Here is a 13,616-nt window from a genome sequence, read left to right as displayed (position 1 = left end):
CTGTCAACTGTCAACTGTCAACTGTCAACTGTCAACTGTCAACTGTCAACTGTCAACTGTCAACTGTCAACTGTTAACTAACTAAGGCAAAACTCTAATTCCTCCCCGACAAACAATCTCCCCCGGACTCAAAATCAACTCTTCTATCTCAACTTCCGGCCCAAAATCAATTTTAAAACCATTGAAATCACTGCTCTTTAATTCTCCATCCATTTCGATTTCGGGTGATTCAAACATCAATTCGCGACCGCTGGCTATCCGCAAACCAGTCCGCAATACAAAAGGAATTTGCGTACCCCCAGCGCGCAAAATTGCCGCCGAAAGCGTCAACAAACCCGCCTCAATTACAATCTGCGAATTTTGCAACTTCAGCGACTTTTCCCTATCTGTTAGTGGCAGCATAGGCAGCAAAAATTCGCTCAAAGCATCAGCCAGCAAAGGCGCTTTCAGCGACGCATTCAAATCCGCTTGGCTGACCCTCAAAACGCCTGCCACGGGAACGGATTCCATCAGACGCAGGGGTTTGCCTTTGAGAGCTTGACCGAGGTTGATGCGAATGCCACAGCCCTCTATGGCAACTTCAGTTAGGTGTAGTCCTTTATACACAGCACCCCGAGCGGCAGCCGTGACTTTGGGGATCGCACCGCTGAAGATTTGTCGATCGCTCCCCTCAATTTTCACCTTCAACTCGTCCACCTGCTGAACTTGCGATCGCAGCCACAACTGTACCGCCGGAGACAGCACCGCGCTCGCGATCCGGCTGCCTTGACTCGGCGAAGGTCTCCCCGGCTCAAGGTCGAGATTAACAGTCCCACCAGAGCCAGCAGCCCCATCTCTATTGTCAAATTGAAGAGAGTTTCGATCGACAGTCATAAACGATTTCAGAATATAAACCTTAATATTCAAGCACAGAAATTTAACTAGAGCTTGCACATCCAATCTCAAAAACCCGGTTTCTGCACAGATATATCGCCGTCAACCTCTCATTCTCCTGAGAAACCGGGTTGATGAACACAAGTCCGATCAACTCCAAAATCAAGCAGAAATCTGGCATCAGCCACGCCAGAAGCAGAAAAATTCTCACCTTTCTCCCCTTGGGATCTTTGGGTAGTTCACGAGTTGTGCGATCCCGATGAAAAATTCGCGATCGAGCGTATAAATTTAACCAGCAGTACGGGATTTATGGTAGTGTTGGTTTATGGTCGGGTCAGACCCACACCTTTCAAACCAGCCGCAAACCAACGGTGCAAACCTGTGCCTGCCGCGAGTCTTTTCGTCGTAGTTTTTGCACAGCATTCAGGGTAATGCCATCAGGACAATCTGCACCGGGCACAAGGACAATCTGTGCCAGGCTGGGCGTCCTCTAATAATTGGTCAGCATTATAATTTATTCCCAACCAGGAATTGAGCATTGCTAGTACGGTTAATCAATTAACCGTGTCGTGTTTCCTCCCCACCGCTGGTTCGTTGGGGATTTCCACACTCCCGTCATGTCTGATGAAAGGCTGCAAAAAATCCTCGCCCAGTGGGGCATTGCCTCTCGTCGTCTTGCAGAACAGATGATTGTAGCTGGACGAGTCCGAGTTAATGGCAATATTGTTCGCTTAGGAGAAAAAGCGAATCCCGATCGCGATCTTATCCAAGTCGATGGAGTCCCAGTGAAACCAACGGATCGACCCGCACAGGTATATCTGTTGCTCAACAAACCGGCCGGCGTAGTTTCTACTTGCAGCGATCCAAGGGCCCGATCGAAAGTTCTCGACTTGCTGCCACCACAACTGCGATCCGGTCAAGGCATCCACCCCGTAGGACGCTTAGATGCAGATTCCACCGGCGCCCTCTTGCTCACCAATGATGGTAAGCTGACATTTTGTTTGACCCATCCGCGTCACTCGATCGCCAAAACTTATCAGGTTTGGGTGAGCGGCGATCCCCCGGAACCCATACTACAAACGTGGCGTCAGGGCATCATCTTGTCCGGCAGAAAAACTTTGCCCGCGAAAGTTAAAGTTCTCGATCGCGCGCAAGACCAAACTCTGTTAGAAGTCATTCTATCAGAAGGCAGAAACCGACAGATTCGGCGAACAGCCGAGATCTTGGGATATCCCGTGGTGCGCCTGCACCGCACAGCCATTGGCCCGATTCAATTGCAGCGGCCTGGTTCGCCAATATTGCCACCAGGCTGCTGCCGACCCCTAGAAGATGCGGAAATTATTTATTTATGGAATCTAGTCAACCTAACATCAATAAGCGTGCCAGTAAATTCCCAGGAGCACAGCATATGACAAAGAATTTATTGTTTTTATTCTTCAAAACAACTAAGCAGAAACTGCACTCCCAAGAGCCAGAAACAGCTCAGAAGAAGCTAGCGGAAATTGGAACTCAACTCCGTCAGTACCGCGAACAGCAGTCGATTTGTTTGGACAAAGTAGCCGTGGTAACAATGATTCGGCGGAATCTGCTACAAGCAATCGAGGACGGTCAACTCGACCAACTTCCCGAGCCCGTCTACACTCAGGGTTTGATCAAGCGCTACGCTGAAGCAATGGGTTTGGACGGAACTCAGTTTGCCGACTTTTTCCCGATCGAACCGCCACCCCGATCGAGAACCAAGCTATCCTGGCAAGATGGGCCTCAGTTGCGGCCGATGCACCTCTACCTCTTTTACACATTTCTAATTATCTGTTCGGTCAATGTCTTATCTCAGTTGATGAGCGGTTCTATTACCGCAAAAAACGGTGCGGGAGCCGAAGAACTAGCGCTTGGTCAGCAAGAACAAGCTCGCGCCGCTGCTGAGGCATCAAGAGCCTCACAAAATCAGAAACCGGATAGTTACGAGGCTGTCGAAGCAGTAAGAACCGGTCAAAATTCAAATAAATCTGCCAATAAACCAGTGATGGTTAACGTCACTTTTAAAGCAGAATCGTGGATGCAAGTTGAAGTCGATGGTAAAACAGAGTTTGAGGGAACTTTGCCGACCGGGACTGTTCGCACCTGGGGGGCTCAAAAGCAATTGGTCGTCGTAGCAGGTAACGCCGGCGGGGTAATGGTTGCTGTTAATAACGGACAAGCCGAACCACTCGGAGATCCTGGAGTCGCCAAAGAAGTTGTTTTTAAAGCAAGCGAACTCAAGCCTTCAGCACCGCCCAAGAATGAAGGTTGAGTGTTAATTGGTAATTGTTAATGGGTAATAGGTAATAGGTAATAGCGGGCAGTCCACAGAGTTTAATTATAATGTCCGTCTTGATGCACTCCTTACCAATTACCAATTACCCATTCTATCAAACCCGGTAGCATCGGAATAGTCAAATCCAGTCAACAGTCAATCGATTTTAGATTTTAGATTTTAGATTTTAGAATTGAAGCATTGACTTGCGCGAGATAAATACGTTCGGCAAGTTTCATGGGATACAGGTTTTTTATTTCTGGACGGATGAATCCGGGGGCTTGTAGCCTGGATGCTTTCGGTTAACAATCACGGATGGTGCAAGCGTAATTGATATCATTCATCTGCGTTAATCTGTGTTTATCTGCCTGTATCTGCGGTCAAAAAAAGAGAATTTCTGAACCGCAGATGACAAGGGATTGACGCTGATTCACGCAGATCAAGAGTATAGAGATAGGAATAATTCCGATGCTAACAGATTGGATATTACCCATTAACAATTACCAATTACCCCTTCGCGATAATCAATGTTTATTAGGAGCGCGGCCGGAGATGTAAGTCATGGTTTTGAGCCGATCGCGCACTTCCCAATTCAAAGCTTCGGGTCGATACCGCCATCCCCAATTTCCCTCTGGTTTCCCCGGAAAATTCATCCGCGCGTCAGTATCTAAACCCAACAAATCTTGAAACGGCACAATTGCCATATTAGCAATAGAAATCCAGCCCATGCGGATTAAAGACCAGTGAATTCCTTGGGGATCGATGCAGCCCAAATAACGCAAAACCTCATCTCTTTCGTAGTTTTGCAGTTGATTGAACCAGCCGACAGTCGTGTCGTTGTCGTGGGTGCCGGTGTAAACTACGCAGTTGCGATCGTAGTTAAAAGGCAAAAAAGGATCGCCCGGACCACCGGCAAAAGCAAACTGCAAAATCTTCATTCCTGGAAACTCGTATCGATCGCGCAAAGCTTCCACTTCTGGAGTAATTACCCCTAAATCCTCAGCGATAATCGGCAAGTTGCCAAACTTCTCGTTAATTAGATCCAACAAAGCTGTTCCCGGCGCTTTAATCCACTCTCCCTCGATCGCAGTTTCTTGTCCGCGCTTCACCGCCCAGTAAGCGTCAAATCCTCGAAAGTGGTCGATCCGAGTTACGTCTACATAAGCGAAAATCGCTTCAAAACGCTGCACCCACCACTCAAAATTATTTGCTTGCAAATTCTCCCAATTGTATACCGGGTTGCCCCACAATTGACCTGTATTGCTGAAGTAATCAGGCGGGACTCCCGCCATTAAAGCTGGTTCTCCGGTGGCTTCATCCAAGCAAAATATTTCTGGATGAGACCATACATCCGCGCTGTCGTGAGCTACATAAATCGGTATATCGCCAATAATTTTAATGTCCCGCAGGTTAGCATAGCGTTTCAACTCCGTCCACTGGCGAAAAAACTCAAACTGGACGTATTTGTAGTAATAAATCTCAGCATTTAGCTGCTGGCGCCATTTCTCTAGCGACTCTGGCTCTCTACGGGCAATTTCTGGTTCCCAATTGTTCCAGCTAACACCGCCAAAGTGATCTTTTAGTGCCATAAATAAGGCGTAATCTTCCAGCCAATTCTCTTTGCTTTCGCAAAAACCTGAGAATTCTTTTTGCTGGATCGGGGATGCTTTGGCTTTGAAGTTTTCGCAAGCTTTTTTTAGCAAAGGCACTTTCAGGGCGATCGCCCGCTCGAAGTCTACATAATCGAGCGGAAATTCTGGTAAATTAGCGAAGTCTTCATCGGCGAGCCATTGAGCGTCACGCAGCATTTCTGGGTTGATCAGCAGCGGATTTCCCGCCATTGCTGAATAGCAGGAATAAGGAGAATTGCCGTATCCTGTCGGCCCCAGCGGCAATACCTGCCAGTATTGCTGGTCGCTCTCTACTAAAAAGTCAATAAAGCGATATGCTTCTATTCCCATGTCTCCAATGCCAAATCGACTGGGAAAGGACGTGGGGTGGACTAGCATGCCGCTCGATCGGGGAAAAAGCATAATCTATCTCAAGATATAGGAATTTAACATTGACAATTTGACCGATATTCCCTACAAGTTAAACTTCGTAGTTTTTAGGGCGATTCTTAGGGCAAATACTTTTGTGATTGTCTCATATTTTCTGCGATAACGTGCTTACCAAATATTTTTAGGGCACTCTACTCATAAATCCTGAGTAAAGTTCAAAACATCAAAATCAGAAATTACACGATCGCCCTGCTTTTGCAACTAGGTTTTTTTACCCAGGCTCGTTTGCTGCAACCAAGTATTTTGCTTGAGCGTACCCGGTTTCTGCCTAATCTTTAAACGTAACTTTTCTTTGGTTTTTGCCCCCTCTCTCTGCAGTCGTAAATTGCCCACCAAGAATCAGCCATCACTTAAGCAGATCCCATGCACAAATCAGCCGGCTGTTTTGTATCTCAAAAAACAGCCGGCTGCGAAATTACTGGTGATAATGCTTAGTTCATGCTTGCTTGTTCAACATTTTCTGTACTTGTTTGAGAGCTATAGCACCGACGTTGTAAGCAGCCCAGCCGCCCGCCAACAATACGGGCATCAATACTATTAGTATGCGGAAGTCAAATTCCATGAGTTCTCCTCCTAAAGTTTTTTAACAAATTCTCATAATCTATTTGTATCTCATTTTGTCGCCATTCTCCTGACTCTTTAACCAAATATTCGGGATACGCAGGAGGACATGGCTCCGCAGGAATGGAGAGCGAAAGCGAAACTCCTGGGCGGGCGATCGGCATTCGCTGCAGCAATTATCCCACAATCTGTTTGGCAATCCCTTCCACAACCTTAGTTAGAGGGTCGTTAGGGAAGTGCAGCGCAAACACTCCCTTGCTGGCGAGCAGCATCATCTGGTCGCTGTGGGGCAGTACCCCTGCCACTGGAATGTTGTAAATACTCTCTACTTGTTGCTTCAAATCCTCGAAATCTAGGGATTCAGGGGCTTTATTGATCGTCATCAAAATCTTGGGAACTTCTAATTTGCGGGCCACATCTACCGTGACAGCCGTTCCCTGAAAATCTTGCTGATCCGGACGCAGAATCAGCAGCAGGATGTCGGAAATGGTGATGCTGAGGAGGGTTTCTTCGTTGAGCCCCGGGTGCGTGTCTATAAATAGGTAGTCTAAGTTCAAAACCTCGATCAGTTCTTGAAAGCCGTCGGTAAGCAGTCCCACGTCGTAGCCTTCCCGCAAAACTCGCGCTATCTCCCCTGCTTTAATGCTCGAAGGAATCAGGTAGAGGTTGCCGTTACTGGCTAATTTTGGCAGCAGCGAACTCACATTGTAGGCCGTATCCGCGATCGGACAGCGGCCCCACAGGTAATCGTTCAGGCAGCGATCCATGTTGCTCTCGCTGAAACCGAACAGCACGTGAATCCCCGGTGATTGAATGTCTGTGTCCACAATGGCGACCCGATTTCCGCTGCGAGCGATAATAGATGCCAGGTTTGCTGTCGTGTTCGATTTGCCAGTTCCGCCCCGGTAAGAGTGGACAGAGATGATTTTGGACATGATCTGCGTATTAGGGTAAGAAACTGCGAGAACCCATTATGATGCAATTCTCGATGATGCAGTAGAGTTGTCGGTCATTCTTCCTTCCCCCCCAAATCCTCCTTATCTGTGAAAGTATCAATTTTTTCCTCTTTTATCATCTTTTGGGCGCCCCTGCGCTGCCGCATCTGTTTGGCTTTGGTTTGCAAATCGCTGAACTCGTCATCAGGTTTAGTTTCGGCGGAACTAGCACCACCACCGCTACCTATCGGGACACCCGTTGGAGAGGCGCTTTCCGATTCAGTCACGGCGGCGCGCTGCTTCTGGTGTTGGGATTTTTCCTGCAACTGAGCTAGATATTCGTCTGTCTGACTTTCGACATTGGGAAGCTCTGGGGTAATGGCAATTATTTCTTGGGGTTCGGAAGGTGTTTTTTCAGAGGTTTCTTGTTTGCTAATCCTCAGTTTATCTTTCTTTTGCTGCAATTCTTTAAAGAAATCAGATTCTGTGATTTCTGCGACTTGCTGTTCTTTTTTGGCTTGGTCTATTTCGATTTTGAAGACTTGTTTTACTCGATCGCTAATTGCTTTCCCGTATCCGGCTTTATTAAATCTGTCTGCTGATACTATGCTACCGCCAGTTACGATTAATGCTAAGGCTGGCGCTGCCACAGGCACCCACCCTCCCAACAGAAAAATCCCAAAGCCGATCGCGCAGCACCCCGACAGCAGTGTTCCGAATGTCACTGTCAACTTCGCTGGGTGAGCCATCCGCGATGCCAAGGTTCCTCCCACAATTGACCATCCCGAAATCCACAATATTTCTGCCCATTCCGGCCAAAACCAAAACATCGGTCTGTTGTCTAAAACTGTACTCAAAATTTGGCTGACCACTTGTGCGTGTGCCACGATACCAGGCATGAATTGGTTGCTTTGCTGTCGCCCACTGTAAGGAGTATAAAACAAATCTTTAACGGTTTCTGTGGTGTAACCGATGAGAACTATTTTATCTTTAACTAAATTTGGGTCAACTTTCCCTTCTAAAACATCCGTAATTCTGACTTGGTTTGCGACTTGCCGCCTGGAACGATAGTTAATTAATATTTGATATCCCCTGACATCGGCATTTTTGTATCCTCCGTCATTGCTTGCTAGTTGTTTTAATTGGGTTTTTCCCAGCCATAAAGATTGATCGGGTGCCAGTTTGGGAGAGATTTTTTGCCCTTGCAGGTAGCGGAGGGCTAGCTGGAGGTTGAAGGAAGCTAAAACTTGAGAATTGTCATTGCAAAGATGTTTTTGGGCCGAGGAGTTGCCCTCAATTGTCGGCGGTTTCATAAATAATAAAGCCCTGCGGAGTATGCCACCCGGATCGACTCCGAAATCTGCAAATCCCACGCGGTTTTGTGGCAGCCCCGGCGCAGGCGGAGAACCGGGATTGTCCGGGCTTCCGTCGGTGACTAAACATACCCCGATAATTCGATCGCTTTTTTGTAAAAGTTTAGTTAATTCCTCGCGCCCGTCTCCTAAAGGTACGTCTCGCAGTACATCTAAACCGATGACTGCAGGCTGCATTTTGTCGAGTTTTTGTAAGATTTCAGCTATTGTGCGATCGGATATTGGCCACTGATTCAGTTTCTGAATGTCTGCTTCGGTAATCCCCACAACTAGCAAACGCGAGTCTGGCTGTTCATCGGGACGCCACCTCACCATTTGGTCGTAAGCGCTTAATTCTACTGGTTCGACTATTCCTAGCTGTCTGGCCCCCATCAAGGATAATGTTACTGCCGCGCTGGCAATTAATACAGACTTAGCCAATGCTAGTGATAGTTTATACCTTTGACTCAATTGAGTCGCTGCCGATCGAATTTTGTTAGATATTTTACTCATTATCCCAGCATAAAAGTTTGACTCGTTTCTGGAACAGCAGTTGTTTCACATTTCCCCCTGCTGGAGACTTCCTCCATCTTAGAACACTCGGAAACTCCGACCGCTTTGTTACAAAAATTTACAGTACGTGGCGAGCAACTGTATCCAATGATACTTGCGACCTAGGCAACCTGATTTTTCGGACGGACAATCCACTTGCCGATAGAATTAATAAATGTTATTGATGATATGTAAAGGTTTAAATTGTGTATCTGCGCCCTCGACTAGCATCTCAAAAATATTTGTCGCCATCAGCGAATGCCTGTGTTTGCAATTATACTGAAAGGTACAACAAAATGAAACGTTTTCTACATCGGGCTACACTTGCGGTCGCCGTATCTGCGATCGCAGCTACCGTACCCACTTCACTTGCACCGATGCGCGCACAATCCCAGCCGCTTCTGCTGAGTCAAAATGTTAATTTCCAGCCTCCAGACGTAACAGCCCCCGCCAACCGACAAGGAGGGGCACATCGCGGCAACAAGCTTTGTCCAGCGGGTTTATCTATTACTCCTTTAGTGCCTCCAACTAATATCGGTTTAACCCTAACAGATTCTCCCACAATTTTTGTCTATATTCCTAACACAGCGCCCGAAATAGAGTTTACTTTGCTCAACGAAAAGGAAGACAAAGTAGTCTACGAAAAAACCTTTAAACTTGACAAATCCGGGATTGTAGGAGTTAGTATTCCTGCTACAGTGGACAACAACAAATCCCTTGAAGTGGGCAAGCGATACGTATGGTCATTTTCGATGGTTTGCGACCCCCAAGATCGATCGGCAGATTTAGTTGTTAAAGGCTTCGTGCAGCGAATTGAACCGCAGGCAACACTCAAGAGCGATTTGGCAAATCCCGACCCCATGACTAGGCTTAACGTTTATGCTCAAAATGGGATTTGGTACGAAACTCTCGCTACTTTAGCCCAAATGCGGCGCCAGACACCGGGGGATGTGAAGCTGACAGCCAAGTGGACGCAATTGTTGGAGTCCCAAGGACTGGAATCTGTTGCAACTCAACCGCTGGTTGGGCCTCTTTAAATCTCGCTATTTCTTGAAGTTTGGTCGGTCTGCCGATGGCGATGTGAAAATTGACCACGAATTTCTTCATGTGGTACCCGCCACGTGATTTATCCGTGGAATGAATCCAAAATCGAAAATCTAAAATCACTTATTGCCCCCGCATTTATCCGGGGGGTCGCCTCTAAAATCTAAAATCGAAAATCGAAAATCGATTGACCCATTTACTCGATCGCGCCCGGAGCTAAAACTCCGGGTTAACATTAGAAATGCGCTCTATAAATATTTTTACAAGTGGGTGGAAAAATGAAACGTTTTATACATTTTACTTCACTGGTGATGACTGTATTGGCGATCGCCGTTACTCTCCCCAGTTTGCTTACACCGATGCAGGCTGTGCCTGCACCCATTCTGCTGAGTCAGAATGTTAATTTCAAACCCCCAGATGTCACAGCCCCCGACAATCGGCAAGGGGGGACGCATCGAGGCGATGCTTGTCCCAAGGATTTATCTATTATTCCTTTAATACCTAAAAGCAATGATGGTTTAACGCTAGCAGAGTCGCCAACATTCTTTGCCTACGTTTCTCACTCTTCGACTCAAGTCGAGTTTACTTTGCAAGCTGACGATGGAAAAGGAACCGAGGTTTACAAAACTACTTTCAAAGTTGACAAACCCGGGATAGTTGAGGTCGGTATTCCTGCTATCGGCGATCGCCAAAAATCTCTTGAGATTGGCCAGCGATATCAGTGGTCGTTTTCGGTGGCTTGCAATGACGATCCGTCGGGGAATTATTTTGTTAAAGGAATCGTGCAGCGAATTGAACCGCAGGAAACTCTCAAGAAGGATTTGGCAAATCCCGACCCTATGGCTAAGGTGATTGCTTATGCTAAAAATGGGATTTGGTACGACACTCTTGCTACTCTAGCCGAAATGCGGCGCCTCGCACCCGATGATTCGGAACCCAGGGCCGAGTGGACGCATTTGTTGCAGTCCCAAGGACTAGAATCGATTGCTACTCAACCGCTAGTTCAGTCTTTTTAATAACGACTGTTCACCAATCATTGCTGAGTGTTTGCATAGTCAATTCTTCAATTCTTCAATCGAGTGACAGAAAGCAGCCAGGGTACAAGCCCCCGTCTTTATCCTGGCACAACCAAAAAATAGTATCCGATAACCAGTCCCAGGAGTCATCAGTGATATCAAATCCGTTAGCATCGGAATAGTAAATTCGAGTTCACTGTTGACTGTTCACTGTTGACTGTTGACTGTTCACTGTTGACTGTTCACTGTTGACTGTTGACTGTTGACTGTTGACTGTTGACTGTTCACTGTTCACTGTTGACTGTTGACTGTTGACTGTTCACTGTTCACTGTCAACATCATTCCGCTGTAACCGGAAATGATATGATATCGTTTTGTTCAATTCTCAAATTCTCCAATTCTTCAATCCAAAATCTAAAATCTAAAATCTAAAATCGATTGATGGCTAATAACTTTCCGACAATTCTAGCTCTTGATTTTGACGGTGTGATTTGTGACGGACTAATCGAATATTTCCAAACCGCTTGGCGTACCTACTGTCAAATCTGGAAACCCGTCGAAACAGTGCCCGATCCAGATTTAGCTTTGAGTTTTTACCGAGTGCGGCCCGCCATCGAAACTGGTTGGGAAATGCCGCTGCTGATCCGCGCACTGCTGACAGGAATTTCCCCAGAGCAAATTTTGCTAGAGTGGCCCAATATAGTACCCTATTTGTTGACCGAAAATAATTTAAAAGCGCAGTCTGTCGGCGCTATGTTAGACGGATTGCGCGATAATTGGATTGCTGAGGATTTATCTGGGTGGCTGTCTTTGCACCGCTTTTATCCAGGGGTTGCCGATCGCTTGCACTCGTTGCAGGAGAGTTCGGTGAAAGTGGCGATCGTCACTACAAAGGAAGGCCGTTTTGTGCGGGAACTTTTGCAGCTAGCAGGCGTACAAATGCCGCAGGAGTTAATTTTTGGTAAGGAATACAACAAGCCGAAACACCAAATTTTGCGGGAATTTATGGCTGCGTCTGGCAAAGATTCGACTATTTGGTTTGTGGAAGACCGGTTAAAAACCTTGCTGTCGGTGAAGCAGCAGCCGGATTTATCTCAGGTGAGGTTATTTTTGGCTGATTGGGGTTACAATACTTTGCCAGAACGGGAATCTGTGGCTCAAAATCCACCCGTTCAATTGCTTTCTCTGTCCCAGTTTGCCGGAGATTTTGCCGATTGGCTGCCGAGCGACTGTTGATGTTAGATTTGTGGACAGGTGGATTTTTTTTTCGCTTTTCAGAGTCAAAAAAAACAACAAAAATTTACATCTTTTTTGTTGACTTTTGCGGCGTAGACATGGTATTTTAATATAATGGGATGGTGGCAAAAATATTATTTTTGCCACCATCCCATTATAAGATAAATATAACAGAAATTCCTCAAAAAAGCAAGGATCTCGACAAAAAAAAATGTGTTTTTTTTTAGACTATTGCAGGTACTCTTGACCTCAAAAACCGGGTTTTTTTACTATTTCTGCGGGCTGCTACGAAGTATTTTAGTTGATCAAACCGCGTGTATGACAAAAAACCAAGCTTCGGCACCAAAAAATTGAAAAGTGTTTTGATAATTTCTCAGCTTGAAAGCTTTCTGATATTGAGACTTAAAACCCATGCTCGATTTAACTAAAGCAGCCAAGGCAATGCAGGGAATGAGCCAACATTTGAATGTGGAAGCGGCTGCCGCTCGCCAACGTTTGGAAGTGGCTCAGAATTTGCTGGTAAAGGCTGCTGCGGAACAGGAAAAATTGGTGGAATTGCAAGAGAGTTGGCGCGATCGCACTTTATTCAATGCTGCCACGCCGATCGAGCCCTTAGACGATCGCACCTACATCACCGCACCCCCCGCCGCCCACACAGTCTTTGCCACAGACGGATCGCAAATTTCCCCCAACCATCACGAAATAGCCTACTGCTACCTGCTAAACGTCGGCACAGTCATGCTGCACTACGGGCAAAGCCGCCACCCAGTTTTAGACAGCGTACCCGAAGTTTTCTACAAACCCGAAGACTTGTACGGTTCGCGACAGTGGGGAATTAGAACCGAAGAATGGATGGGATACCGGCGGGCAGTTTCCGAAGCAATTGCCTTAGCAGAAATGGGCTGCAATTGGGCCCAAGTTAACGACAATAAATTGCCCGCGCCAGCTTTAGCAATGGTAGACGGTTCCCTGATTTATTGGTTTTTGGAACAGTTACCCAGCGAAGCGCGCGATCAAATTTTGCTGCCAATTTTAGAATCTTGGGACAAGTTGCGTTTAGCAGGAATTCCGCTGTTAGGATACTTAAGTGCTTCTCGCAGCACCGAAAGCTTATCTTTTTTACGGTTTGAAGCTTGCACCCACGAAGTCCCAGACTGCATGACAAATTGCCCGAACGTCGGATTTGCCGCCACAATTTCTTTCGCCGAAAAAGCACCTTGTCAAGAATTTGAACCCTTGCGGGATGCCATATTGTGGGCAACAATCCTGTCACCGGGACAAAGAAGCCCTTTGTGGAAATCCCAAGCTCGAATTTTAGATTTGTATGGTCTTAATTCCGTCTATTTCTGTTACGTTCACGTTGGCACAGAAATTGCTAGAATAGAAGTACCGGAATGGGTAGCACAAGATAAAGCACAGCTAGATTTAGCATTAGGAATGATGCTGGCTCAAGTACACAAAGGCGGTGGGTATCCGGTGACGCTAGCAGAAGCTCACAATCAAGCGGTAGTCACGGGGGGCGATCGAACTCGCTTTTTCGCTTTGTTAGAGCAGCAAATGATTAAAGCCGGCTTAAAAAATGTCGGAATTTCTTATAAGGAAACACGGAAGCGCGGCAGTATTGCTTAAAGTAATAAGTAGAGTAATCTGGGACGCAGAAACCGGGTTTTTACAGAAATACTGCATTTAAGCCT

Annotated in this window: 11 protein-coding genes; 6 read left to right on the top strand and 5 right to left on the bottom strand. The window is 46.5% G+C overall.

All coding sequences use genetic code 11. From position 1 onward, the window contains the following. Positions 1-81: 81 nt before the first annotated feature. Positions 82-873 (bottom strand): DUF2993 domain-containing protein, encoded by a 792-nt coding sequence (locus QUA00_RS25200; RefSeq protein WP_333411562.1) that lies wholly within the window; start codon positions 871-873, stop codon positions 82-84. Positions 874-1,490: 617 nt separating this feature from the next. Between QUA00_RS25200 and QUA00_RS25195 the strand changes: the two genes are divergently transcribed. Both QUA00_RS25195 and QUA00_RS25190 read left to right on the top strand, forming a co-directional pair. Then, positions 1,491-2,285, top strand: coding sequence for a pseudouridine synthase (locus QUA00_RS25195; RefSeq protein WP_333140430.1), 795 nt, complete (start codon positions 1,491-1,493; stop codon positions 2,283-2,285). Beyond that, complete coding sequence (locus tag QUA00_RS25190; protein ID WP_333140341.1) at positions 2,282-3,163, top strand: RodZ domain-containing protein; 882 nt, start codon at positions 2,282-2,284, stop codon at positions 3,161-3,163. The genes QUA00_RS25195 and QUA00_RS25190 overlap by 4 nt, the downstream gene beginning before the upstream one ends. Positions 3,164-3,690: 527 nt before the next feature. Here the strand turns inward: QUA00_RS25190 and malQ are convergent. From malQ to QUA00_RS25170, 4 genes are all read right to left on the bottom strand, one after another. Then, entirely contained in the window at positions 3,691-5,199 is a 1,509-nt protein-coding gene (gene malQ, locus QUA00_RS25185; protein ID WP_333140343.1) for a 4-alpha-glucanotransferase, read from the bottom strand. 463 nt (positions 5,200-5,662) lie between these two features. Continuing rightward, entirely contained in the window at positions 5,663-5,788 is a 126-nt protein-coding gene (locus tag QUA00_RS25180; RefSeq protein WP_333140345.1) for a photosystem II protein Y, read from the bottom strand. 175 nt (positions 5,789-5,963) lie between these two features. Further along, entirely contained in the window at positions 5,964-6,722 is a 759-nt protein-coding gene (locus QUA00_RS25175; RefSeq protein WP_333140347.1) for a MinD/ParA family protein, read from the bottom strand. A 74-nt stretch (positions 6,723-6,796) separates the two neighbouring features. After that, a complete protein-coding gene (locus QUA00_RS25170; RefSeq protein WP_333411559.1) occupies positions 6,797-8,587 on the bottom strand; it encodes a CHASE2 domain-containing protein in 1,791 nt (596 codons plus the stop codon). A 335-nt stretch (positions 8,588-8,922) separates the two neighbouring features. Between QUA00_RS25170 and QUA00_RS25165 the strand changes: the two genes are divergently transcribed. The 4 genes from QUA00_RS25165 to QUA00_RS25150 all read left to right on the top strand — a co-directional run bounded on the left by QUA00_RS25165 (position 8,923) and on the right by QUA00_RS25150 (position 13,551). After that, on the top strand, positions 8,923-9,663 hold the full coding sequence (locus QUA00_RS25165; RefSeq protein ID WP_333140351.1) for a DUF928 domain-containing protein: 741 nt from the start codon (positions 8,923-8,925) through the stop codon (positions 9,661-9,663). 285 nt (positions 9,664-9,948) lie between these two features. Next, entirely contained in the window at positions 9,949-10,686 is a 738-nt protein-coding gene (locus tag QUA00_RS25160) for a DUF928 domain-containing protein (protein ID WP_333140353.1), read from the top strand. A gap of 441 nt (positions 10,687-11,127) precedes the next feature. After that, a complete protein-coding gene (locus tag QUA00_RS25155) occupies positions 11,128-11,922 on the top strand; it encodes an HAD family hydrolase (protein WP_333140432.1) in 795 nt (264 codons plus the stop codon). A gap of 411 nt (positions 11,923-12,333) precedes the next feature. Further along, the gene (locus tag QUA00_RS25150; RefSeq protein ID WP_333140355.1) at positions 12,334-13,551 is read left to right on the top strand and encodes a DNA double-strand break repair nuclease NurA; all 1,218 of its coding nucleotides are present in this window, start codon (positions 12,334-12,336) and stop codon (positions 13,549-13,551) included. The last annotated feature ends 65 nt before the right edge of the window (positions 13,552-13,616 follow it).

The organism is Microcoleus sp. T2B6, from assembly GCF_036700475.1.
In the GTDB taxonomy this organism is placed as follows: domain Bacteria; phylum Cyanobacteriota; class Cyanobacteriia; order Cyanobacteriales; family Microcoleaceae; genus Microcoleus.
This window is presented reverse-complemented; position numbering and strand designations above follow the sequence as displayed.